Annotated in this window: 22 protein-coding genes; 9 read left to right on the top strand and 13 right to left on the bottom strand. The window is 63.0% G+C overall.

The features are described 5' to 3' along the window. Nucleotides 1-209: 209 nt before the first annotated feature. The 3 genes from ACSVHC_RS17425 to ACSVHC_RS17415 are packed head-to-tail and all read right to left on the bottom strand — an operon-like array spanning nucleotide 210 to nucleotide 2,672. Entirely contained in the window at nucleotides 210-1,502 is a 1,293-nt protein-coding gene (locus ACSVHC_RS17425) for a hypothetical protein (protein WP_437770912.1), read from the bottom strand. Continuing rightward, nucleotides 1,499-1,834, bottom strand: a complete 336-nt coding sequence (locus tag ACSVHC_RS17420; RefSeq protein ID WP_437770913.1) for a DivIVA domain-containing protein — start codon at nucleotides 1,832-1,834, stop codon at nucleotides 1,499-1,501. Before ACSVHC_RS17420 ends, ACSVHC_RS17425 begins: the two co-directional genes overlap by 4 nt. 37 nt (nucleotides 1,835-1,871) lie before the next feature. Beyond that, complete coding sequence (locus tag ACSVHC_RS17415; RefSeq protein ID WP_059387487.1) at nucleotides 1,872-2,672, bottom strand: LOG family protein; 801 nt, start codon at nucleotides 2,670-2,672, stop codon at nucleotides 1,872-1,874. Between the two features lie 235 nt (nucleotides 2,673-2,907). Here ACSVHC_RS17415 and ACSVHC_RS17410 point away from each other — a divergent pair, with 235 nt between their 5' ends. The 4 genes from ACSVHC_RS17410 (at nucleotide 2,908) to ACSVHC_RS17395 (ending at nucleotide 6,174) form a co-directional block, all read left to right on the top strand. Continuing rightward, nucleotides 2,908-3,663, top strand: a complete 756-nt coding sequence (locus ACSVHC_RS17410; protein WP_437770914.1) for an amino acid ABC transporter ATP-binding protein — start codon at nucleotides 2,908-2,910, stop codon at nucleotides 3,661-3,663. A 50-nt stretch (nucleotides 3,664-3,713) separates the two neighbouring features. Further along, nucleotides 3,714-4,613, top strand: a complete 900-nt coding sequence (locus ACSVHC_RS17405; RefSeq protein WP_437770915.1) for a glutamate ABC transporter substrate-binding protein — start codon at nucleotides 3,714-3,716, stop codon at nucleotides 4,611-4,613. A 62-nt stretch (nucleotides 4,614-4,675) separates the two neighbouring features. Continuing rightward, nucleotides 4,676-5,323, top strand: coding sequence for an amino acid ABC transporter permease (locus ACSVHC_RS17400; RefSeq protein ID WP_437770916.1), 648 nt, complete (start codon nucleotides 4,676-4,678; stop codon nucleotides 5,321-5,323). Next, complete coding sequence (locus ACSVHC_RS17395; protein ID WP_437770917.1) at nucleotides 5,320-6,174, top strand: amino acid ABC transporter permease; 855 nt, start codon at nucleotides 5,320-5,322, stop codon at nucleotides 6,172-6,174. The genes ACSVHC_RS17400 and ACSVHC_RS17395 overlap by 4 nt, the downstream gene beginning before the upstream one ends. Before the next feature lie 102 nt (nucleotides 6,175-6,276). Here ACSVHC_RS17395 and dapE read toward each other — a convergent pair whose 3' ends face one another. Next, a complete protein-coding gene (gene dapE, locus ACSVHC_RS17390) occupies nucleotides 6,277-7,401 on the bottom strand; it encodes a succinyl-diaminopimelate desuccinylase (protein WP_437770918.1) in 1,125 nt (374 codons plus the stop codon). Nucleotides 7,402-7,486: 85 nt separating this feature from the next. Between dapE and dapD the strand changes: the two genes are divergently transcribed. Further along, nucleotides 7,487-8,512: a 2,3,4,5-tetrahydropyridine-2,6-dicarboxylate N-succinyltransferase gene (dapD, locus tag ACSVHC_RS17385; protein ID WP_437770919.1), complete on the top strand. Its 1,026-nt coding sequence runs from the start codon at nucleotides 7,487-7,489 to the stop codon at nucleotides 8,510-8,512. Between the two features lie 11 nt (nucleotides 8,513-8,523). Then, entirely contained in the window at nucleotides 8,524-9,366 is an 843-nt protein-coding gene (locus tag ACSVHC_RS17380; RefSeq protein ID WP_437770920.1) for a transglycosylase SLT domain-containing protein, read from the top strand. 56 nt (nucleotides 9,367-9,422) lie between these two features. On the opposite strand, the gene ACSVHC_RS17375 is transcribed toward ACSVHC_RS17380, so the two are convergent. Together ACSVHC_RS17375 and ACSVHC_RS17370 are read right to left on the bottom strand one after the other, a co-directional pair. After that, nucleotides 9,423-10,034: a hypothetical protein gene (locus ACSVHC_RS17375; RefSeq protein WP_437770921.1), complete on the bottom strand. Its 612-nt coding sequence runs from the start codon at nucleotides 10,032-10,034 to the stop codon at nucleotides 9,423-9,425. Between the two features lie 63 nt (nucleotides 10,035-10,097). After that, on the bottom strand, nucleotides 10,098-10,724 hold the full coding sequence (locus tag ACSVHC_RS17370; protein WP_437770922.1) for a TetR/AcrR family transcriptional regulator: 627 nt from the start codon (nucleotides 10,722-10,724) through the stop codon (nucleotides 10,098-10,100). Nucleotides 10,725-10,839: 115 nt separating this feature from the next. Between ACSVHC_RS17370 and galE the strand changes: the two genes are divergently transcribed. Beyond that, nucleotides 10,840-11,853, top strand: coding sequence for a UDP-glucose 4-epimerase GalE (galE, locus tag ACSVHC_RS17365; RefSeq protein WP_236812050.1), 1,014 nt, complete (start codon nucleotides 10,840-10,842; stop codon nucleotides 11,851-11,853). A 70-nt stretch (nucleotides 11,854-11,923) separates the two neighbouring features. Here the strand turns inward: galE and ACSVHC_RS17360 are convergent, their stop codons facing one another. The 3 genes from ACSVHC_RS17360 to fdxA form a co-directional block, all read right to left on the bottom strand. Next, nucleotides 11,924-13,207: a citrate synthase gene (locus ACSVHC_RS17360; RefSeq protein WP_059387479.1), complete on the bottom strand. Its 1,284-nt coding sequence runs from the start codon at nucleotides 13,205-13,207 to the stop codon at nucleotides 11,924-11,926. 230 nt (nucleotides 13,208-13,437) lie between these two features. Continuing rightward, entirely contained in the window at nucleotides 13,438-14,586 is a 1,149-nt protein-coding gene (dapC, locus tag ACSVHC_RS17355; RefSeq protein ID WP_437774071.1) for a succinyldiaminopimelate transaminase, read from the bottom strand. Nucleotides 14,587-14,601: 15 nt separating this feature from the next. Next, the gene (fdxA, locus tag ACSVHC_RS17350; RefSeq protein WP_018776555.1) at nucleotides 14,602-14,928 is read right to left on the bottom strand and encodes a ferredoxin; all 327 of its coding nucleotides are present in this window, start codon (nucleotides 14,926-14,928) and stop codon (nucleotides 14,602-14,604) included. Nucleotides 14,929-15,064: 136 nt separating this feature from the next. Between fdxA and ACSVHC_RS17345 the strand changes: the two genes are divergently transcribed. Further along, complete coding sequence (locus ACSVHC_RS17345) at nucleotides 15,065-15,307, top strand: putative acetyltransferase (protein ID WP_437770923.1); 243 nt, start codon at nucleotides 15,065-15,067, stop codon at nucleotides 15,305-15,307. Between the two features lie 21 nt (nucleotides 15,308-15,328). Here ACSVHC_RS17345 and ACSVHC_RS17340 read toward each other — a convergent pair whose 3' ends face one another. After that, the gene (locus tag ACSVHC_RS17340) at nucleotides 15,329-16,627 is read right to left on the bottom strand and encodes an MFS transporter (RefSeq protein WP_437770924.1); all 1,299 of its coding nucleotides are present in this window, start codon (nucleotides 16,625-16,627) and stop codon (nucleotides 15,329-15,331) included. Nucleotides 16,628-16,691: 64 nt separating this feature from the next. Here ACSVHC_RS17340 and ACSVHC_RS17335 point away from each other — a divergent pair, with 64 nt between their 5' ends. Continuing rightward, on the top strand, nucleotides 16,692-17,198 hold the full coding sequence (locus tag ACSVHC_RS17335) for an ArsR family transcriptional regulator (protein ID WP_437770925.1): 507 nt from the start codon (nucleotides 16,692-16,694) through the stop codon (nucleotides 17,196-17,198). Here ACSVHC_RS17335 and ACSVHC_RS17330 read toward each other — a convergent pair whose 3' ends face one another. From ACSVHC_RS17330 to ACSVHC_RS17320, 3 genes are all read right to left on the bottom strand, one after another. Continuing rightward, entirely contained in the window at nucleotides 17,199-17,579 is a 381-nt protein-coding gene (locus ACSVHC_RS17330) for a hypothetical protein (protein WP_437770926.1), read from the bottom strand. 42 nt (nucleotides 17,580-17,621) lie between these two features. Then, nucleotides 17,622-19,550, bottom strand: a complete 1,929-nt coding sequence (gene typA / locus ACSVHC_RS17325; RefSeq protein WP_284980702.1) for a translational GTPase TypA — start codon at nucleotides 19,548-19,550, stop codon at nucleotides 17,622-17,624. Between the two features lie 295 nt (nucleotides 19,551-19,845). Further along, the gene (locus ACSVHC_RS17320; RefSeq protein WP_437770927.1) at nucleotides 19,846-21,558 is read right to left on the bottom strand and encodes a dipeptide ABC transporter ATP-binding protein; all 1,713 of its coding nucleotides are present in this window, start codon (nucleotides 21,556-21,558) and stop codon (nucleotides 19,846-19,848) included. Nucleotides 21,559-21,561 lie beyond the last annotated feature (3 nt).

The raw sequence follows: 21,561 nt of genomic DNA, 5'->3' as shown, positions 1-21,561 counted from the left end.
TCCCAAATCCCGCCAACCCGGCCGGGTTGGCTCCGCGTGGAATATACGGCGTCGACAGTCATGGCAGTTCAGTCGTCGTCGCCGGGCACCCGAGAGTGCCTTTGTCCTTGCTTGTGTCCATTATCTCGTAATTACCCGCCCGTAGCTAATTGATGGACTTTTCCCGGCCGGCCGTGATCGCGCTTGAACAGGCGAAACGACGCGTAGCGTCACGGAGGGTAGTCGCCGCCGCCCGGCAACTGCGCCCACGCCCACAGCCAGACGATCCATACGATCTGGAGGAGGAAGAACATGACCACCACGGTGCCGCGGTAGGCCTTCGAGCGGGACAACCAGGCTGCACTGAGCGCCAAGGGGAACAAGGGCAAGAGCATCCGGAACGTGCTCGTCTGGGGGTGCAGGAAGACCAGGAGGTAGCCCACGTAGCAGGCGCACCACAGCCTCAGTTCGGTGCCCAGTGCCCGGACCGGTTTGCTCAACATCAGCAGGGCAAAGAGCGCCACGAAGACAAACGGCGCCAGAATACCGAGTACCGGTCCGAAGAGCATTTGACCGGTCTCGAACCACGGCTTGAACGGAACGAGGTCAGCGCCGCGCCAAACAGTTTCGGTCTTGGTGTAGGCCAGCGGATCCCCCGTGACCGCCCAGGCAATGGCCGGCCACGCGAAAGCCCCTGCCACGCTGACGACCACGAGCGCGGCCAGCGATATGAGTTCCCGGAGCGTCAGTACGGCGGCTGTTGGCACGGCGGCTGTTGGCACGGAAACCGGAATGGACCCGGCGCCCGAGCGGCGTCCGAACCTCTTCCACAGGTGGTGGAGCAGCAACAGGCCCGCCATGGCCGCGAAGGGCACTCCGGTGGGCCGTGATAGGCACATGAGCAAGACCACGGGCATCGCGCCAAGATACTTGCGTCGCACCACAAGCAGGAGCGAACCCGCCAAGAGAAGGGTATTGAGGGATTCCGCATAGGGGACCTGCAGGATGGCCGAGACGGGGAACATCGAAAAGAAGGTCAGCGCCCACAGCGCTGTTGTTCGCCCGGCGAATTCCCGGAACAGTTTGTAGACCACCAGGGCCGCCCCAAGCCCGGCAGCCATGGCGACGACCGTCAGGGCCGGCAGCGTCGCCAATCCGGTGAGTGCACCGAGGGCGCGGGAAAGGTACGGAAACAGTGGATAGAACGCCCAGGAATTTTCCGCGACGCCGCCGTCCGCATTGACCGGCAAAACAGACGGGTAACCGTTGTTTGCGGCTTCGGAGTACCAGCGCCCATCCCAGATCGTGATGAAGTTCCAGTAGTCGGGTGCTGGCGGAAACCACGGATTGACACCTTGCTGCAATGCGGCAGCCATGAAAATGCAAGCGCTGACGAGCCTCGAGGCGATGTAGATGAGGGCGACCTGGATCCACCACGGCCAGCTCGCTGCGTGGGCTCCGGCGCGGCTCAGTCTTCGGGCCAGGATTCCTGTCGAGGACCGCGATTCGACTGACGGGGTCACTCTTTTGGTGCTTCCTGGGTCCCGGCTGCTTCAAGGGCCAGTTTCAGCCGTTCGATTTCCCTCTCCTGCCAGGTGAGCTGGTCCCTCAGCTCATCGAGGACCTCATCCACTTGGTCCATCCGGTAGCCCCGCAGCCCGAGGGCAAAGCGCACGCGGTCGACGTCGGACGCCTTGGCTCCGGCCGGTAACAGAACGGGCGGCAGGTTCGGAACGGGTTCATCCAACCCGGCGCCGGGGTCGCGGCTGGATTTCGCCATTCCGGCGCCGAGGAACAACACGGCACCGATAATGACAATGGCGAGAAAGACCAGAAAAAAGCTCACAACAACCATCGTGCCAGACTCAGCTGAGAGCTCAGTTCCGGCAAGGCTACTCCGGGCGCTGGTCTCCGTTGGTCGAGGGTGGCCGCGGGATTCCGTGCAGGACGCGGTGAACGGCGTCCGCAGGATCGTCCACAAGCTGGATGAGGTCCAGGTCCTTGGCGGAGACCATTCCTTCGGCCACGAGGGTCCCCTTGATCCATTCGATCATCGGGCTCCAGAAATCGACCCCCAGAAGAACGATGGGGAACGATGTCACCTTGCGGGTCTGCACCAGGACCATGGCTTCAAACAGTTCGTCAAGGGTTCCCAGGCCGCCCGGAAGGACGATGAACCCTTGCGCGTACTTGACGAACATGGTCTTGCGGGCGAAGAAGTACCTGAAGTTGATGCCAAGGTCCACCCAGCGGTTGAGGCCTTGTTCGAAGGGCAGCTCGATTCCCAGTCCCACGGAAACGCCGTTGCCTTCAACGGCCCCCCGGTTGGCGGCTTCCATGGATCCCGGCCCACCGCCGGTGATGACGGCGACGCCGGCTTCCGCGAGGTGTCGGCCGACTTGCACGCCCATATCGTAGTAGCCGGTGCCCGGCTTGGTGCGGGCGGAGCCAAAGACACTGACGGCGGGGCCGAGCTCGGCAAGCGCACCGAATCCTTCAACGAATTCACTCTGGATCCGCAGGACCCGCCAAGGATCGGTGTGAATGAAGTGGTCGGCTCCCCTGGTGTCCAGGAGCCGCTGGTCCGACATCGGCATGGCGGCCTGTTTGCGCCGAAGCTCCAAGGGTCCTTTGTGCTTGGCTGGCGGCTCCGCGGCTACGGCCGGAGCTGACGCTGCCGATCCGTTGCTCATCGCCTTGCCATTGGCGTCTGGACTTGGAACTTGGGGCTGGCTGGTACTCATTGACCTAGGCTAGCGCGGATGGCGGCTGCAGCCGTTCCAGCGTGGCTCTGTTGTTTGCGGTGTTGGGTTCCCCGCCCACCATTTGCTGTCAGATAGCTGCAAGGCAGGTATCTGTTGAATCACGATCCACGGAAGTAACTGTGACCTGGCTCAACTTGAATCATTTGTTCGATAGATTCGTCTCATGACTATTCAAGCCGCCAGCGATGCCCTCGTCTCCCTGAATGGCGTCAATAAGCACTTTGGTCAACTGCATGTCCTGAAGGACATCAACCTCCAAGTGAAAAAGGGTGAAGTCGTGGTTGTCATTGGGCCGTCGGGCTCGGGCAAGTCCACGCTGTGCCGCGCCATCAACCGCTTGGAGACCATCGATACGGGCGAGATCTCGATCGATGGCAAGAAACTGCCCGAGGAAGGCAAGGAACTTGCACTCCTCCGGGCCGACGTCGGTATGGTCTTCCAATCCTTCAACTTGTTCGCCCACAAGACGATCCTCGAAAACGTCACGCTGGGACCGATCAAGGTGAAGAAGCAGGACAAAGCAACCGCGGACAAGGACGCCATGGCGTTGTTGGAGCGGGTCGGCGTCGGGCAACAGGCACCCAAGATGCCTGCACAGCTGTCCGGTGGCCAACAACAGCGTGTGGCAATTGCCCGGGCGCTCGCGATGAAGCCGAAGGTCATGCTGTTCGATGAGCCGACCTCGGCACTCGATCCGGAAATGATCAACGAGGTCCTGGATGTCATGGTCCAGCTGGCCAAGGAAGGCATGACCATGATCGTGGTCACCCATGAGATGGGCTTTGCGCGCAAAGCTGCCGACCGCGTTGTCTTCATGGCCGACGGCCAGATCGTGGAAGACGCCAAGCCGGAGGAATTCTTCACCAACCCCAAGAGCAACCGCGCCAAGGATTTCCTCTCTAAACTCCTGACTCACTGACACTCACCGCACCCTGGCCGCGGGGGTGGCCGCACAATGAAAGGAATATTATGAAGACTTTTATCACCCGGAGGAAATCCCTCCTGGTCGCTGCAAGCGCGGCGCTCGCCCTTTCGCTGAGCGCATGCGGTGGCGGCGGGGGTTCCACAACCGCGCCAAGCACCGAGTCGGCGCCGTTCACGGTGGCCCAGAACGTGTCCATTACGGGCAGCCCCACGTTCGACACGATCAAATCGAATGGAAAGATCAGGATCGGCGTCAAGCAGGACCAGCCTGGCCTGGGCTTCAAGGACGCCGCGACCGGCGAGTACAGCGGTTTCGACATCCAGGTTGCCCAATGGATTGCGGCTTCCCTCGGTTACTCCAAGGACAAGATCGAGTACAAGCCCATTCCTTCGGCCAACCGCGAGTCTGCCATTACCAATGGCGACATCGACTATTACGTCGGGACCTACTCCATTACCGACAAGCGCAAGCAGCTGATTGATTTCGCCGGCCCCTACTTCGTGACGGGTCAAGGCCTGCTGGTCAAGAAGGACAACAAGACCATCAACAGCGAGAAGGACCTGAGCGGGAAGAACGTCTGTTCAGCCACGGGTTCAACCCCCATCCAGAACATCAAGGCAAACTTCCCCGGCACCAAGACCACTGAGTTCGACACGTACTCACAGTGTGTCGAGGCCCTCAAGAGCGGCCAGGTCGATGCAGTGACTACCGACCAGGCAATCCTGATCGGCTACGCGTCCCAGGACACCGACAACCTCAAGGTGGTCGGCCAGCCGTTTACCACTGAGAAGTACGGTGTGGGCTTGAAGAAGGGCGACACCGCCTTCCGCAAGTTCGTGAACAAGATGTTCACCGACGGCGGCTCCGTGTGGCAGAAGATCTACGACTCCACGCTGGGACAGTCCGGCACCAAGGTCACCCAGCCCGCAGTGGACAACTACTAAACCCATGTTGAGGGGGCGGCCATTGGCCGCCCCCTCGGATATCGGCTGAAAGCGACCATTCTGTGAATACGCTGCTGAATAATTCGGACCTGTTCATCACAGGGTTCCGGAACACCCTCATACTTTTCGTTGTTGCCGGCATCTTTGCGCTGATCCTGGGCACCATCGTGGCGACACTCCGTGTCTCCCCGATCCCTGCGATGCGCGCCGCCGCGACGTTGTATATCAACGTTGTGCGCAACACCCCGTTGACGTTGGTCCTGTTCTTTTTTGCTTTGGGCTACCCGAAGCTCGGCCTCGTGGAAATTGATTTCATGACCGCCGCAACCGTCGGCCTCAGCCTGTACACCGCTACTTATGTGGCGGAAGCCGTGCGCTCCGGCATCAACACAGTGCCTGTCGGTCAGGCCGAGGCCGCGCGGGCCATCGGGCTGCCGTTCACGCAAACCCTGACGCTGGTGATCCTCCCCCAGGCATTCCGCGCTGTCATCCCGCCCATGTTCAGCGTGTTCATTGCATTGCTCAAGAACACCACAGTGGCTGCAGGCTTCTCGGTCGCCGAAGCCGGAGCGATCAGATCGAATCTTTCCGAGCGCGGCGAGCCGGCCATGGCCGGGCTGCTCTGGATCGCACTGATCTTCGTTCTGCTCGTTTTCATTCTTTCCTTTGTCCAGCGGAAGCTTGAAAAGAAATGGAAGGTGGCCCGATGAGCTCGGTCCTTTTTGACGCTGCGGGCCCGAAGGCCCGCGCGCGCTACCGGATTCTCGGCGTCGTGACTGCCCTGGTCATTATCGCCATCGTCGGATTCATCGTCCTTCGCTTCGCCCAAAGCGGGCAGTTCGATGAGAAGAAGTGGCACTTGTTCACGTTCCCGCTGGTCCAGCAGACCATCGTCCAATCGGTGGGTGCCACGCTTTCAGCTTTTGCGACGGCAGCCGTGTTCAGCCTGGTGCTGGGTGTCTTCCTGGCCTTCGGCAGGCTCTCCGACCGTAAGTGGATCAGCTTGCCCTGCTATGGATTCACGGAACTCTTCCGTGCCATTCCTTTGCTGATCCTCATGATGATCTTCTACTACGGGCTTCCTCCGCTCGGTGTCCAGGGGATCACGCCCTTCACGGCAGTCGTTGCGGGCCTGGTGCTCTACAACGGATCCGTGCTCGCGGAAGTCTTCCGTGCCGGCATCGAATCGCTTCCCCGTGGCCAGAGCGAGGCCGGTTATGCGATCGGCTTGCCGAAGAGTGCGGTCATGACGAACATCCTGCTTCCGCAGGCGGTCCGCTCGATGCTCCCGGTGATCATTTCCCAGCTCGTGGTCATCCTCAAGGACACGGCGTTGGGCTTCATCGTGACCTACAACGAGATCCTCTTCCAGGCGAAGTACTTCGGAAGCCAGGCCCAGTACGGTTCGCCCATCATTCCTTCCGCGATCATCGCCGGTGTCCTGTACGTCGGAATGTGCCTGATTCTGGCTGGAATCGCCAAATGGCTTGAAAGCCGGATGCGCCGCAGCGTCAAAGTGGCAAAGGTTGTCAAGTCGGAAATTGTGGCAATCGAGGGCTAGTCGCAAGAACGCCGGAAACGCGGGTGTGGCCCGTGGGCTTGGTTCTGGAACCAAGCCCACGGGCCACACCCATGTTCTCAAGCAAAAATAAGGTCACTCCACCTAGTCAGCCAGCCACGACCGCAGCGCACGGAGGCACTCACGGATGGCGTCGGCGTCGACGTGTTCGTTGTCTTTGTGCGCCAGAAGCGGATCGCCCGGCCCGAAGTTGACCGCGGGAACACCCAGCTCGCTGAAGCGCGCGACGTCGGTCCAACCGTATTTGGGTTTGGGCTCAGCACCGACGGCGGCAACGAAGGACGCCGCAGCCGGGTGATTGAGGCCTGGCCGCGCTCCTGCGGCAGCATCGGTGCGGACGACGTCGAAGCCGTCCAACAGTTCGCGGACATGGGCTTCGGCCTGGTCCGGGGTCTTGTCCGGCGCGAAGCGGTAGTTGATCTCCACGACGCAGCGGTCCGGGATCACGTTGCCCGCGGTGCCGCCGTTGATCTTCACGGCATTGAGGCTTTCCCTGTAGTCCAGCCCGTCCACGTTGACTGTGCGCGGTTCGTAGGCTGCCAAGCGACCCAGGATGGGTGCGGCTGCGTGAATGGCGTTGCTGCCCATCCATGCCCGGGCGGAGTGCGCCGCTTCACCGGTGGTTGTGGCCTCGAAGCGGCTCGTGCCGTTGCACCCGCCTTCCACCGTACCGTCGGTGGGTTCGAGCAGGATCGCGAAGTCCCCCTCCAGGAGATGTCCATGGTTCCGGACCAATCGGCCGAGGCCGCTCTTGACCGCTTCAACTTCCTCGTGGTCGTAGAAGACGAAGGTGACGTCTTTGCCCGGCTCGGCGCCGCCGTCGAACATTGTCGCGGCGAGCGCAAGCTGAACCGCGACCCCACCCTTCATGTCCGTGGCTCCGCGTCCGAAGAGGTTTCCCGTCCCGGGGACGCCGGACTCCCATGTGGACGGCACGGTGCCGAGTGAACCTTCCCCAGTGGGCAACGGCACGGTGTCGAGGTGGCCGGCCAGGATCACCCGCTCCGGGCGTCCCAGCTCGGTCCGGGCAATGATGGCGTCCCCGTCCCGCACAAAGTGCAGGCCCGGGATCGTGCGAAGGGCGGATTCAACGGCGTCTGCAAGCGCGGCTTCGTTGCCGGACACGCTGTTGATGTCCATCAGCGCGGCGGTCAGCAGCGCAACGTCTTGCCTGATGTCAAGAAGGATTGGAGTAGTTTCAACGGTCACCTCTCCACTGTATCCCGAGCGAATTGCGACCCCTCGGTCCACACACGGTTTCAAGGGAAGCAGTGGCTCTCGATAGACTTGCGCCATGACTGAAACCGCTGCCTCTGCCGCTCTCGATAGCGCTTCTGACAACGATCGCTCCGCCTATGGCTTTGGCCTGGCCACCATCGCCACCTCCGACGCCGGAGAAGCGACAGTGCTGGACGTATGGTTTCCGGCGCCGGCGCTGGGCGAAAGGGCCGCATCCCTGCGGGCCGTGGAGCACGCCGACGAGTCGCTGACCGCCCTCGCCGCAGACAGCCACGACGCCGACCGCCGGACCGAGCAGAAGGTGGTCTTTGCCCAGATCAACCTGGACGAGGCCCCCGCGGACACCGTGGACGCCTACCTGCGCCTGCACTTGCTCTCGCACCGGCTGGTCAAGCCCAACAGCATCAACCTGGACGGCATCTTCGGCAAGCTCCCCAACGTTGTGTGGACGAACTTCGGCCCCGCCGCAGTGGACGGCTTCGAATTGACCCGTGCCCGCCTGCGCAAGCGCGGCGCCGTCACGGTCTACGGAGTGGACAAGTTCCCGCGCATGGTGGACTACGTCGTCCCCACCGGCGTCAGGATCGCCGACGCCGACCGGGTCCGCCTGGGCGCCTACCTGTCCGAAGGCACCACGGTCATGCACGAGGGCTTCGTGAACTTCAACGCCGGCACGCTCGGCACCTCCATGGTGGAAGGCCGCATCTCGGCCGGGGTCGTTGCCGGTGACGGCACCGACGTCGGTGGCGGCGCCTCCATCATGGGGACCCTCTCCGGTGGCGGCAAGGAAAAGATCGCCCTCGGTGAGCGCGTGCTCCTTGGCGCCAACTCCGGCGTGGGCATCAGCATCGGCGACGACTCCGTGGTTGAAGCAGGTCTCTATGTCACGGCTGGAACCCGCGTGCGCATCCCGGGCCCGAAGGACAACAACGGCGAGGACACCAGCAGCATCATCAAGGCTGTTGAACTCTCCGGCGTGCCGAACCTGCTGTTCCGCCGCAACTCCACCACTGGTGAAGTCGAGGTCCTCCCCCGCAAGGGCCAGACGGTGGAACTCAACGAAGCCCTCCACGCCAACTAGCTGATACCTGGATGCGCCGTCTCCGACGCACCATCATCTTGTTGCTGGCGCTTGCCTTGGTGGGCGGCGCAATCTACGCCGTGGTGACTGTACTGCAGCGCTCCGAAACCTTGGTTACGGAGCGCTGCGTCGCCGTCGTCGGCTCCGACTCCTACGAGCTGGCGACGGACCAGGCCACGAACGCCGCCCTCATCACCGCCATTGCGGTACAGCGGGGGCTGCCTCCGCGCGCGGCCACGATCGCTGTGGCCACCGCCATGCAGGAATCCAAGCTTCGCAATATCGGCCACGGTGACGAAGTCGGCCCCGATTCGAGGGGACTGTTCCAGCAGCGTCCCTCCCAGGGCTGGGGCACCGAAGCCGAGGTCATGGATCCCGTCTACGCGACAAACGCTTTCTATGACCACCTGGTGAAAATACCCGGCTACGAAACCATGGCGATCACTGATGCGGCGCAAGCGGTCCAGCATTCCGCATACCCGCAGGCATACGCGCAGCAGGAACCCATGGGCCGGGCGTATGCCTCGGCGCTGACGGGACATTCCGAACGGGCACTCGAGTGCACGCTCCGGGCCGCGGACACTGCCGGTGACCCGAACGCCGTTGTAGCGGCCATGACGACGGCGTTCGGGTCCCTGCCGGCCGCGGCGCAGGGACGCGCGGTCCAGTTGAACACGACGGGTGCGCAGGCGTGGGCTGTAGCCCAGTGGGCCGTGGCGAATGCCAAGGACCTCTCCGTGACGCAGGTCGACGTGGCCGGCGCCACCTGGAACCGGCAGGACCACAAGGGCTGGCAGGATTCAGCGGCGGCATCGGGAACCGTGACCATTACTGTTTCGGCTCCGAAGACGTAGTCCCTGGCTGGGGTTCAGACCTGCGGCGTCAGCCTGCGGGCCGCATACCGCGTGCGTCAGACCAGTAGTTCAACCACCGGCTGGACGTAGCTGCGGAATATCTCCGGCTCGGACAAGAGCCTGTGGCTCATGATCATCTTGTCCGGCTCGAGGTACCAGGCTCGTGGCTCGTTGAGGGGCAATTCGATGATGCTCAGCTGGAAGTCCCGGGAGCTCCGTCCGACTTCCAATAGCCGGTCCTCCACCATGTCCCCCAGAAGCAACGTGGCGCCGCTCGCTTCGCGTTCAGCCTCCAGTTTTTCGTACTCTTCGAGGCGTTCACGGGCCCACGTGAGGGCGGCCCCGAAGTGGGCCTGGAGTACCCGCCGGAGGGCAGGCGAGTTGCCGAAGGCATTGAATCCCGGGGGTGAAAGCTCCGGAGCGGAATCCGGATATGCCCTCAACAGCTGCTCCCACCATGCCTCCCACTCTGTCTTGAGGGCCGGCACCCCGCCTACCTCGGCGGTGAGGTGCGTGTGGTCCGCCTGTCTGACTTTGGGTGTGGCGTGGGACAACGTCGGCGTACCGGCTCCGTCCAATCCAGCAACGTCTCTCAGATACAAGGCAATGAGCATCGGTCCGGAGGTGTCCATTGTGATCCGCCACCCCTGACCGCCTGTGTCATGCATCCGATTGCCTCCCTTGGCAGGTGCCCACTCAGGGTTCCAGTCTATTCCCGATGAGCCTTGACGTTAACGGCTGGACGGGAGCGCAACAAGAGTATCCAGATGCGCGGTCAGAACGTCGCGGCAGACCTCGGCCGTCATCCACTCGGGCTGCAGGAGGGCATGCATGCACAGCCCGTCGAGGGTCGCCAGGAGGCGCTCGGCTTCGGTCACCAGACGCTCCTGGCCGGATCCGCCGTCGGGCATCAGCCGCATCACCAGGCGGCCGACGACGGCGGCCACGGCCCGGTGGCTGCGTGCGGCTTCTTGTTCGAGCACGGGCCTGATCCGGGCCGCGTGCCGGAAGGCCATCCACACGCAGGCGTCAACGGCCAGTTCCTCGTCGAGCGGCAGGAATTGGCCCAGCAGGGTTAACACGGCTGCGTGGTGTTCCGCAGAGTCCGGATCCAAGGATTCGACGGTGGCGAACGCTTCCTCAAGCCGCCCGGCGATCCTGTCGATGACCACCGCAAAGGAATGGACCAGCAGTTCGTCGCTACTGGCAAAGTAGTGGCGGACCGAGCCAACGGCGAGAGCGGCTTCGTCGGCCACCTCCCGCAAGGAGGCGCGTTCCAGTCCATCCGAGGCGATGATCCTGAAGACGGCTTCGACCACTTCCTGGCGCCGGGCTTCGGCATCAACAATCTTGGGCACATGTCTTTTTAGCACAAACGTGCTTGAACCGTTCCGTCCGGCGCACGGGAACCACGGGACTGTGGCGTACGCAACACTGAGCGGGCAGGGACCAAGTTCGGATAGCGTTGCTTGCATGAGAATTCTTGTCACGGGTGGCACCGGCTACATCGGATCGCACACCGTCCTGTCCCTGTTGGAAACCGGACACGAAGTGGTCGTGGTGGACAACCTCGTGAATTCAAGCGAAGAATCCCTGCGCCGCGTTGGTGAATTGGCGGGAAAGACCGCAGCGTTCCATCAGGTGGACTTGGTGGACGAGGCCGCGCTCGAGGCCGTGTTCGACCAGCACAGCATCGACGCAGTCATCCATTTCGCCGGGCTCAAGGCGGTTGGGGAATCCGTCCAGGAACCCTTGAACTACTACTACAACAACATCGTGGGCACGTTGAACCTGCTGCGGGCCATGGACAAGCACGGAGTCCGCTCGATCGTTTTCAGTTCCTCCGCAACGGTATACGGCGAGCACAATCCCATCCCGTACATCGAGAAGATGGAGATCGGGGCGAACAACCCTTACGGCCGCACCAAGGAACAGATCGAGGACATCCTCACGGACCTGGGAGCCGCCGACGAGCGCTGGCACATCGCCTTGTTGCGCTACTTCAACCCGGTGGGCGCACACCCCTCCGGCAGGATCGGCGAGGACCCACAGGGCATCCCCAACAACCTGGTTCCGTACATCGCCCAGGTTGCCGTCGGCCGCCGCGAAAAGCTCATGGTCTTCGGTGGAGACTACGACACCCCGGACGGCACCTGCCTGCGGGACTACATCCACGTCGTCGACCTCGCCGATGGCCACGTCGCCGCCCTGGACTACGTTGCCGAGCGCCCCGGCGTGCACCGCTGGAACCTTGGCTCCGGAAAGGGCACGTCCGTGCTGGAGATGCTCCACGCCTTCGAACAAGCCGTGGGCCACCCGCTGCCATACGAGATCACGGGACGCCGCGCCGGAGACCTGCCCGCGTTCTGGGCCGATGCCTCCTCCGCCCTGGCTGACCTGAGCTGGTCCACCACGAAGACCGTGGACCAGATGTGTGAAGACCACTGGCGCTGGCAGAAAAACAACCCGCTCGGCTACAGCTCTTAAAGCAACGCGGGGTCACTTACGGCCCATGATGTCCCTTGGGACGGACCGTAAGTGACCCCGCGTTGGTTGGTTAGACGGCCGGGTAGTCGCGCTCCGGCTCTCCTGTGTAGAGCTGCCGCGGGCGGCCGATCTTCGTCTGGGGATCGTTGATCATTTCGCGCCACTGGGCGATCCAGCCGGGGAGTCGGCCGATCGCAAACAGCACGGTGAACATCTTCTCGGGGAAACCCATGGCCTTGTAGATCAGACCGGTGTAGAAGTCGACGTTCGGGTAGAGCTTGCGCTGGATGAAGTAGTCGTCAGCCAGGGCCTTCTCTTCGAGGCGCATCGCGATGTCCAGGAGCTCGTCGTTGCCGCCGAGTTTGCCCAGGATCTCGTGTGCCGTCGCCTTGATGATCTTCGCGCGGGGGTCGTAGTTCTTGTAGACCCGGTGCCCGAAGCCCATGAGGCGGACGCCGTCCTCCTTGTTCTTGACCTTCTCCATGTATTCCTCGGGCTTGATGCCGTCGGCCTGGATCTGGCGCAGCATCTTCAGCACGGCTTCGTTGGCGCCACCGTGGGCAGGACCGAAGAGGGCGTTGATGCCTGCGGAAACGGAAGCGAACAGGTTCGCGTTCGAGGAGCCCACAAGGCGGACGGTCGACGTCGAGCAGTTCTGCTCGTGGTCGGCGTGCAGGATGAGCAGGAGGTCCAACGCCTTGACGACGACAGGGTCCAGCTCGTACTGCTCTGCCGGCAGGCCGAAGCTCAGGCGAAGGAAGTTCTCCACGAGGTTCATGGAGTTGTCCGGGTACAGCATGGGCTGGCCGATGGACTTCTTGTGGGCGTAGGCCGCGATGACCGGGAGCTTCGCCATGAGGCGGATAGTGGAAACTTCCACGTGCTCCGGGTTGAAGGGGTCCAAGGAGTCCTGGTAGAACGTGGACAGCGCGGAGACAGCCGAGGAAAGCACCGGCATCGGGTGCGCGTCGCGCGGGAAACCGCCGAAGAAGCCCTTGAGCTCTTCGTGGAGCAACGTGTGGTGGCGGATCCGCTGGTCAAACGCGTCCAGCTCGGTGGGCGTGGGAAGGTTGCCGTAGATCAGCAGGTAGGAAACTTCCAGGAAGCTTGAGTGCTGGGCAAGCTGCTCGATCGGGTAGCCGCGGTACCGCAGGATACCGGCGTCGCCATCGATGTAAGTGATCGCCGATGTGGTGGCGGCGGTGTTCATGAAGCCGGGGTCATAGGCGACGGCGCCCGTCTGCTTCAGCAGCTTGGAAACGTCGTATCCTTCGTTCCCTTCTACAACCTTTATCCGCGGGAGCTCGAGCTCTCCGCCGGCATGGCGCAGGGTAGCACTGGTGGTCTCAGTCATGGAGTCCCCTTCATGAGGCTCTTGGCCTCGGTCGAAAGCTTGATCCAACCAACATCTGGTGACTCCAGCCAGGAGTCTGCAGGTGCAGACACCATCGGCCGAACTGCCTTCGTGGAGAAAGCCACCATTGATAGTCAGTTAAAAGCTACCGCCAGTAAGCGGGACAAACTAATCCACAAGCTACGGTTACTGGCGGAATGACGCACCCTGTGCGGCAAGTCACAGGATTGTTACCGAGCGGTGTTCAAGCGTTCCACGGCTGCATCGATGCGTTCGTCCGTGCCCGTAAGCGCCACCCGGATGAAACCATTGCCGGCGTCTCCATAGAACACTCCGGGCCCGACGACGATCCCCAGGTCAGCGAAACGCTGGACAGTGTCCCACGTCGCCTCCCCTGCGGTAGACCATAAGTACAGGCCTGCTTTGGACTCCTGGATCTCCAGGCCGAAGTTCTGCAGTGCCGGCAGGAGGCGCTCACGGCGGCCGCGGTAGAGATCCTTCTGGGCGAGCACATGGCCGGCATCGCCCAGCGCGACCCGCATGGCCTCCTGGACCGGGTAGGGCACGATCATGCCGGCGTGCTTGCGGCTGTTGACCAGATTCGCAACGATCGACGAGTCGCCCGCCACGAAGGCAGCACGGTAGCCGGCGAGGTTCGACTGCTTGCTGAGGGAGTAGACGCACAACAAGCCATCCGTGGACCCTCCCGTGACACGAGGGTCAAGGACGCTCGGCACTGGCTCGCCGCCACCCTGGGCATCCCATTCGCCCCAGCCGAGTTCGGCGTAGCATTCGTCCGACGCCACGACTGCGCCGATCTCGCGCGCCTGGGCCACTATCTGCCTAAGGGACTCGACGTCACGGACGCTTCCCGTGGGGTTGCCCGGCGAATTGATCCAGATGAGCCGGACCCTGGAACGGGTTGCGGAATCCAGTTCGTCCAGGCTATCCGCGGCGATAGCAGTTGCCCCGGCGAGCATGGCGCCGATGTCGTAGGTCGGATAGGCCACGGTGGGGCGAACCACGACGTCCCCTGTGCCCAGTCCCAGCAGGAACGGCAACCAGGCCACTAGTTCCTTCGAGCCGACCGTCGGCACGACATCCCTTGGATCGATCCCCGGGACCCCGCGGCGGCTGGCGAACCAGTTGGATACGGCCTCGCGAAGAGCTTCCGTGCCGTGGACCGTTGGGTAACCGTGGGCGTCCGCTGCCCCGGCGAGCGCCTCACGGATCAGCTGCGGCGTAGGATCCACAGGGGTTCCGATGGAGAGGTTGACTGCCCCGCCCGGGTGTTCCGAAGCCTTGGCCACGTACGGCGCCATAGCTTCCCACGGGTAGTCGGGCAGGTTGAGGCCGAAAGCGGGGGCCGCAGAAATCAAAGGAAGCAACCGTTCTTAGTGGTCTTGGTTCTGTGGAGGCAGCGCGGCGATGAACGGGTGGTCCTTGCCGGTGTTGCCGATCTTGGCAGCTCCGCCCGGGGAACCAAGGTCATCGAAGAACTCGACGTTGGCCTTGTAGTAGTCGGCCCATTCCTCCGGGGTGTCGTCCTCGTAGTAGATCGCTTCCACCGGGCACACGGGTTCGCAAGCTCCGCAGTCCACGCACTCATCCGGGTGGATATAAAGGGAACGTTCGCCTTCGTAGATGCAGTCAACAGGGCATTCTTCAATACATGCCTTGTCCTTGACGTCCACACACGGCTGCGCGATTACGTAGGTCACGTCCCTTGCCTCTCCACAGTTGTCCCGGACAATTTCCGGGTATTACCACCGGCCCTGTGGCCGGTACATCGAATTCTGAGCCTATTATCCACCAGCCGGAACTCAGCAACCTAGCCGGGCGTCTTACTATGAACTGGTGAAGCTGCCCCGACCCCAGGATTTCCTGCTCAATACCGTATCCGGAACACGGGTAGTTGTCCGATACCGCTTGGACGACGGCTTCACCGATGCCCTCGGCTACCTGCTCTCCGTCGGCGACGGTTCGTGCACCATCCGCACCCGACAGTCCGACGTCGAGATCCCTCTGGCCCTTGTAGTGGCGGCAAAGGAGGTCCCCCCTCCGCCGCCGCGCCGGGGTGCGCGCGCAACCGGTGAGTAGCCGCCTCATGTCCAGGGAGGGTCAGGCGCCGTGCAACCCGTCCGGTAGCCTGCGCATTCCCCACAGCGGGGAGAAGAGCACAGGCGCAACAAAAACAATGCTTCCGCCCAGGCCGATCCAGAGTGTCGGGACGAGGCCAAAGTTCTCGGCTAGGAGACCCGAGGCAAGGGCTGCGATCGGCATGACTCCCCACACCACGAAGCGAATGGACGCATTCATGCGCCCCAGGAGCCGGGGCGGACACACGCGCTGCCTCATGCTCAACTGCATGATGTTGTACACCAGTACTCCGAAAGCGAACCCGAACTCGGAGACGATGAGCATCACGAGGGACATCCATCGTTCCGGGGCGAGCACGCACAACGGAACCAGGAGGAGGAAAAGCGAGCTGATCATCGACGCCACGGGAATGACAGTCCCCTCGCCGATCCAGGCCGCGAACCTGGGCGCGGCAATCGCTCCGATCAGTCCGCCGACCGCACCGACCGCCATGATGAGGCCCATGCCCTCTGGACCGAGTTGCAATTCACGGAGCACCAACACCGGCATCAGAGTAAAGGCAAGCGTGGTGAAGAAGTTGACCCCGCCCGTGCACGCCACAATCCTGCTGATCAACGGATGCCTCACCACGAAGACCAGGCCTTCCTTGATTTCGCTTGCCAGCGGCTGCCGATCCTTCACCGGCACGGGCCGTTCCGCATCGCGTGTCCTGAGCAGGAAAAGGGCCGACAGCAGGTACCCGATCGCTTCCCCGACGAAAAGCACCGGGGCCGACACAACAGTGAGCAACCCACCGCCCGCGGCAGGACCCCCGATCCTAGCGATCTGGGAGGTGGCTTCCAGCTTGGAGTTGGCCTGCGGCACTTTCGGCGCATCCACGAGAACAGGCACGTAGCTCTGATAGGAAACGTCGAAGAAGACCGTTGCGGCCCCGACGACGGCGGACACGGCGTAAAGGTGCCAGATCTGCAGGATGCCGGACCACCAGAGGATTGGCACGGTAGCCATCGCCGCGGTCCGGACCAGGTCCGCCACAATCATGGTGCGGCGCTTGAGCCAGCGGTCAACCCACGCTCCCGCCGGCAGACCGATCAGCAGGAAGGCAGCAAGGCCTGCGGCATTGAGTGCCCCGACTTCGAACTCGCTGGCGCCCAGCAAAGTCACCGCGAGGACAGGAAACGCCAATTGCCCCAGCTGCGCCCCGAGCTGGCTGACGGCCTGGCCCGACCAGAAGGTGATGAAGTTCCGGTCCCGCCACAGCGAGCCCGATTGCTGGGTTGGCTCAACCTGCTGAGCATTGTCAGTGGTCCCGGCATTCACCCGCCCAGTTTCCCTTCAGTGATTGGTATATGTCAATCACTGAAGGATGGCTACACTGGCCACCATGACGGAACACGAGCGGGAGGACAGTGACCTGGTGGCCAAGGGCCGCGCCTTGAGCTCACCCCTGCGCCTGAGGATTCTCCGGCTCTGCCTGCACCACGCGCGCACCAACAAAGAGATTGCCGGGCTGTTGGGCATCAACCCGGCGTCGAGCCTGCACCATGTCAGGACGCTGGTGCGCACCGGTTTTCTCGTGCCGCAGGAAGGCCGGAAGGGAAAGAGAGGCGCCAAGGAGGTACCATACATCGCCACCCGCACCTCGTGGAGCACTCCCGTCGACGATATTTCCCCGGTCCTGATCGAAACATTCGTCCAGGAAACCCGCGGGCTCGCGCCCGAGGACATCGACGTCTGGCGGCTTGGCGTGAAGTTCAATGCTGCACGGCAGCAGGAAATGATGGGCAAGCTGCGGGCGGTCGTCGAAGAATATATGCGCCTTCCGGCAGACGACGACGGCGAGGCCACCTCGCTCTTGATCGCCCACCACCGGGACCCGAGCGCAGACTAGCTAGCCGCGCGGTGGACGCCCGTAGCGCCGGCACCACAAGAGCATCACGAAGGTAATGCCCGCACTCCCGTAGATCCAGACATTTCCGGCCAGATCCGCGACGATCAGCTGCTTGCCCGTTCCGCCCGTCGAGAGCAGGCCTATGGTGGCGTAACAAACAATGCCCAGTACCGCCGTCGGGATCAAAGACCGCGACCACGCACCCAGCAGGAGCTGGAGCGATGCGAGCAGGAGCAATGCCGCCGCGGTGCCCCAATAGACGTCGACGCCGGCAGTGAGGAGCGCCTGCCGGTGCAGTGCGGTGCCCGCAAGGGCAGCAAAAAGAGCCACCGGAACAGCCACGGCAATGCCGCGTGCTGTTCCGGTGGCTCCCTTATTCAATGCGTTGTCCGTTCAGCGCGTCAGTACGCGATCAGCGCAGGATCAGACTTTGGCGCGTGCGCGGGTAGCCTTGGCGCGCTCGTTGGCGTCCAGGATCAGCTTGCGGATACGGATGGACTCCGGGGTCACCTCAACGCACTCGTCTTCGCGAGCGAATTCGAGGGACTCTTCGAGGGTCAGGTCGCGCGGCGGCGTCAGGTTCTCGAAGGTGTCGGAGGAAGCGGCACGCATGTTGGTGAGCTTCTTTTCCTTCGTGATGTTGACGTCCATGTCGTCGGCGCGCGAGTTCTCGCCGACGATCATGCCTTCGTAGACCTCGGACGTGGGCTTCACGAAGAAGGAGCCGCGTTCCTGCAGGTTGATCATGGCGAAGGGGGTGACGACGCCGGCGCGGTCGGCAACCATCGAACCGTTGGTGCGGTATTCGATGGGGCCGGCCCACGGCTCGTAGCCTTCGGAGATCGAGGAAGCGATGCCGGCGCCACGGGTGTCCGTGAGGAACTTGGTGCGGAAGCCGATGAGGCCACGTGCCGGAACGATGAATTCCATGCGGCACCAGCCCGTACCGTGGTTGGCCATGTTGGTCATGCGGCCCTTGCGGGCGGCCATGAGCTGCGTGACCGCACCGAGGTATTCTTCGGGCACGTCGATGGTCATGTGTTCCATCGGCTCGTGGATCTTGCCGTCGATGGTCCGAGTGACAACCTGCGGCTTGCCGACCGTCAGTTCGAAGCCTTCGCGTCGCATCTGCTCCACGAGGATGGCCAGGGCGAGCTCGCCACGGCCCTGGACTTCCCAGGCATCCGGACGCTCGGTGGGCAGAACCTTGATGGAGACGTTACCGATCAGTTCCTTGTCCAGGCGGTCCTTCACCTGGCGGGCCGTGACCTTGGCGCCCTTGACCTTGCCGGCCAGCGGCGAGGTGTTGATACCGATGGTCATGGAGATCGCGGGGTCATCCACCGTGATGAGGGGCAGCGGCTGCGGGTTCTCGGCGTCGGTCAGGGTCTCACCAATGGTGATTTCCTCGATGCCGGCAACAGCAACGATCTCGCCCGGGCCGGCCGAGTCGGTCGGAACTCGGTCGAGGGCCTTGGTGGCGAGGAGCTCGGTGATCTTCACGTTCTTCAGTTCGCCGTTGGCGCGCGCCCAAGCGACGGTCTGGCCCTTGCGGAGGGTGCCGTTGTAGATGCGCAGGAGGGCGAGGCGGCCGAGGAACGGGGAAGCGTCCAGGTTGGTGACGTGCGCCTGCAGGACACCGTTCGGGTTGTAGGTCGGCGCAGGGATGTGCTCGATGATCGTCTTGAAGAGAGGTTCGAGATCTTCGTTGTCCGGTGCCGAGCCATCAGCCGGCTGGTCCAGGGACGCACGCCCTACCTTGGCTGCGGCGTAGACCACGGGAACTTCCAGGATCTTGTCCAGGTCCAGGTCCGGAACTTCGTCCGCGAGGTCGGAGGCCAGGCCCAGGAGCAGGTCCATGGACTCGTGGACAACTTCTTCGATGCGGGCGTCAGGGCGGTCGGTCTTGTTGACCAGCAGGATGACGGGCAGGTGTGCGGCAAGGGCCTTGCGGAGCACGAAGCGGGTCTGCGGCAGCGGACCTTCGGAAGCGTCGACGAGGAGGACCACGCCGTCAACCATGGACAGGCCTCGCTCCACCTCGCCACCGAAGTCGGCGTGGCCGGGGGTGTCGATCACGTTGATGGTGATGGTTTCGCCGTTGGACGACGGGCCGTTGTAGGCAACCGTGGTGTTCTTGGCGAGGATGGTGATGCCCTTTTCGCGCTCCAAGTCACCGGAGTCCATGACGCGGTCTTCCAGGTGGTTGTGCTCGGCGAAGGAGTTGGTCTGCTTGAGCATGGCGTCGACCAGGGTGGTCTTGCCGTGGTCAACGTGGGCCACAATCGCGACGTTGCGCAGATCACTGCGCGATGCAGTGGCCGCGGCGGTGTTGGTGGTGGTTTCAGACATGCGTAATGGCTCGATTCAGTGGTGAAGTCAGCTGTTGTATCGCGACATTTCCAACCGGAACGCACGACGGATTAGCCCCTTTGACACAGGGCACCTTCCTAGAGTCTAAGCGCTGTGGTATTTATTGGCCTAAAAATCACCCTCTAGCCGCCGAATTGTGCCCTTCATCACAATCGGCAGCGAACTCCCGGACGAGCCGGAAACAGCAAAAGAGCCGGGACCACTTCCCCCCACGGAAGTGGTACCGGCTCTTCTGCGCGCCAAGCTGGCACTCAGCGGACGGGCGTCAAGCCCGTCAAGCCACCACAGGCGGCAGCATCAGGCTGGCACCCGGGATCGCGTGAAGCAGGGCCTCGGTGTAGTCCTGCTGCGGCGAATCGAACACGTCATCAGTGCTGCCCGTTTCCACGAGCTTGCCCTTCTGCATCACGCAGACATGGTCGGCGATCTGCCGCACGACGGCGAGGTCGTGCGTGATGAACAAGTACGTCAGTCCAAGATTGGACTGGAGGTCGGCCAGGAGGTTCAGCACCTGGGCCTGCACCAAAACGTCCAGGGCGGAAACCGCCTCGTCGCAGATGATCACTTCGGGGTCGAGGGCCAGGGCCCGCGCGATCGCGACGCGCTGCCTCTGCCCGCCGGAGAGCTCGTTCGGGTACCGCTGCATGGTGGACTGCGGCAGCGCCACCTGGTCCAGTAGTTCCCGGACCTTCTTCTCGCGGCTGGCCTTGTCACCGATCTTGTGGGTCCGGAGCGGTTCCTCGATGGTCCTGAAGATGTTGTACATCGGGTCAAGCGAACCGTACGGGTCCTGGAAGATCGGCTGGACGCGGCGCCGGAACTTGAAGATCTCCCGGCTGTTCAGGGTCGAGGTGTCGACACCGTCGAACACGATCCGCCCCGACGTCGGCGCGAGCAGGTTGAGGACCATCTGGGCCACTGTGGACTTGCCGGAACCCGACTCCCCCACGATCGCCGTCGTCGTCCCGCGTTTGACGTTGAACGAGACGTTGTCCACCGCTTTGAAGTCCGTTGCCTTGCCGATTCCAGAGCGCAGCTTGAAGACCTTGCTGAGGCTCTCGACCTTCAGAACGTCGTCGGCCAATGCCTTTTCGACGACAGCTTCAGTGGGCGCCAGGAGTTCTTCCGTCTGGATTCCTTCAGCCTTGGCGGCCTGGATCCTCCGGGAAGCGAGGGATGGCGCCGAGGCGACCAACCGCTGGGTGTACGGGTGCTGAGGGTTACGGAGCAATTCGAGCGAAGGTCCGGCCTCCACCACGTTGCCGCGGTACATGACCACCACTTTGTCCGCACGCTCGGCAGCCAGGCCAAGATCGTGGGTGATGAGCAGGACCGCCGTGCCGAGCTCCGCCGTCATGGTTTCGAGGTGGTCCAGGATCTGCCGCTGCACCGTGACGTCCAGGGCCGACGTCGGCTCGTCGGCGATCAAGAGCCGCGGCTGGCAAGACAGGCCGATGGCGATCAGGGCCCGCTGGCGCATGCCGCCGGAGAATTCGTGCGGGTACTGCTTGGCGCGGCGTGCGGAGTCCGGCAGGCCGGCTTCCCCGAGGACGCGGGCGACGTCGGCAGGACCGCTGGGCTTGCCGTTGGCGCGCAGTGTCTCGCGGACCTGGTAGCCGATCTTCCAGACCGGGTTGAGGTTGGACATCGGATCCTGCGGAACCATGCCGATCGTGTTGCCGCGGAGCTCGATCATGCGCCGTTCCGGAGCATGCGAGATGTCCTCGCCGTCGAGCAGGATCTGGCCGCCGGAAACCCTGCCGTTCTCCGGGAGGAGACCAATGGCGGCAAGCGCCGTCGTCGACTTTCCCGAACCGGACTCACCAACAATGGCGACAGTCTCGCCGGGCATGATGGTCAGGTGCGCGTTCTTGACGGCCTGGAATTCGCCGCTCGCAGTCTGGAAGGAGATGGCGAGGTCGCGGATTTCCAGGAGCGGACGCTCTTCGGATCCTGCTTCGTCGATGGTGATGTTGGACGTTGTCATGAT

Origin of the sequence: Arthrobacter sp. KNU-44 (genome assembly GCF_051843155.1) — a bacterium.
Lineage (GTDB): Bacteria > Actinomycetota > Actinomycetes > Actinomycetales > Micrococcaceae > Arthrobacter.
The sequence above is the reverse complement of the archived record's forward strand: the minus strand, read 5'-3'. Positions and strand labels throughout refer to the sequence as shown.

Bases quoted from the DNA above. Each gene is read 5' to 3' on its own strand.
- ACSVHC_RS17320 (WP_437770927.1), bottom strand. From the start codon at position 21,558: ATGACAACGTCCAACATCACCATCGACGAAGCAGGATCCGAAGAGCGT.
- ACSVHC_RS17395 (WP_437770917.1), top strand. From the start codon at position 5,320: ATGAGCTCGGTCCTTTTTGACGCTGCGGGCCCGAAGGCCCGCGCGCGC.
- ACSVHC_RS17420 (WP_437770913.1), bottom strand. From the start codon at position 1,834: ATGGTTGTTGTGAGCTTTTTTCTGGTCTTTCTCGCCATTGTCATTATC.
- ACSVHC_RS17415 (WP_059387487.1), bottom strand. From the start codon at position 2,672: ATGAGCAACGGATCGGCAGCGTCAGCTCCGGCCGTAGCCGCGGAGCCG.
- ACSVHC_RS17335 (WP_437770925.1), top strand. From the start codon at position 16,692: ATGACGGAACACGAGCGGGAGGACAGTGACCTGGTGGCCAAGGGCCGC.
- ACSVHC_RS17380 (WP_437770920.1), top strand. From the start codon at position 8,524: ATGCGCCGTCTCCGACGCACCATCATCTTGTTGCTGGCGCTTGCCTTG.
- ACSVHC_RS17375 (WP_437770921.1), bottom strand. From the start codon at position 10,034: ATGCATGACACAGGCGGTCAGGGGTGGCGGATCACAATGGACACCTCC.
- typA (WP_284980702.1), bottom strand. From the start codon at position 19,550: ATGTCTGAAACCACCACCAACACCGCCGCGGCCACTGCATCGCGCAGT.
- ACSVHC_RS17360 (WP_059387479.1), bottom strand. From the start codon at position 13,207: ATGACTGAGACCACCAGTGCTACCCTGCGCCATGCCGGCGGAGAGCTC.
- ACSVHC_RS17405 (WP_437770915.1), top strand. From the start codon at position 3,714: ATGAAGACTTTTATCACCCGGAGGAAATCCCTCCTGGTCGCTGCAAGC.
- dapD (WP_437770919.1), top strand. From the start codon at position 7,487: ATGACTGAAACCGCTGCCTCTGCCGCTCTCGATAGCGCTTCTGACAAC.
- galE (WP_236812050.1), top strand. From the start codon at position 10,840: ATGAGAATTCTTGTCACGGGTGGCACCGGCTACATCGGATCGCACACC.
- ACSVHC_RS17410 (WP_437770914.1), top strand. From the start codon at position 2,908: ATGACTATTCAAGCCGCCAGCGATGCCCTCGTCTCCCTGAATGGCGTC.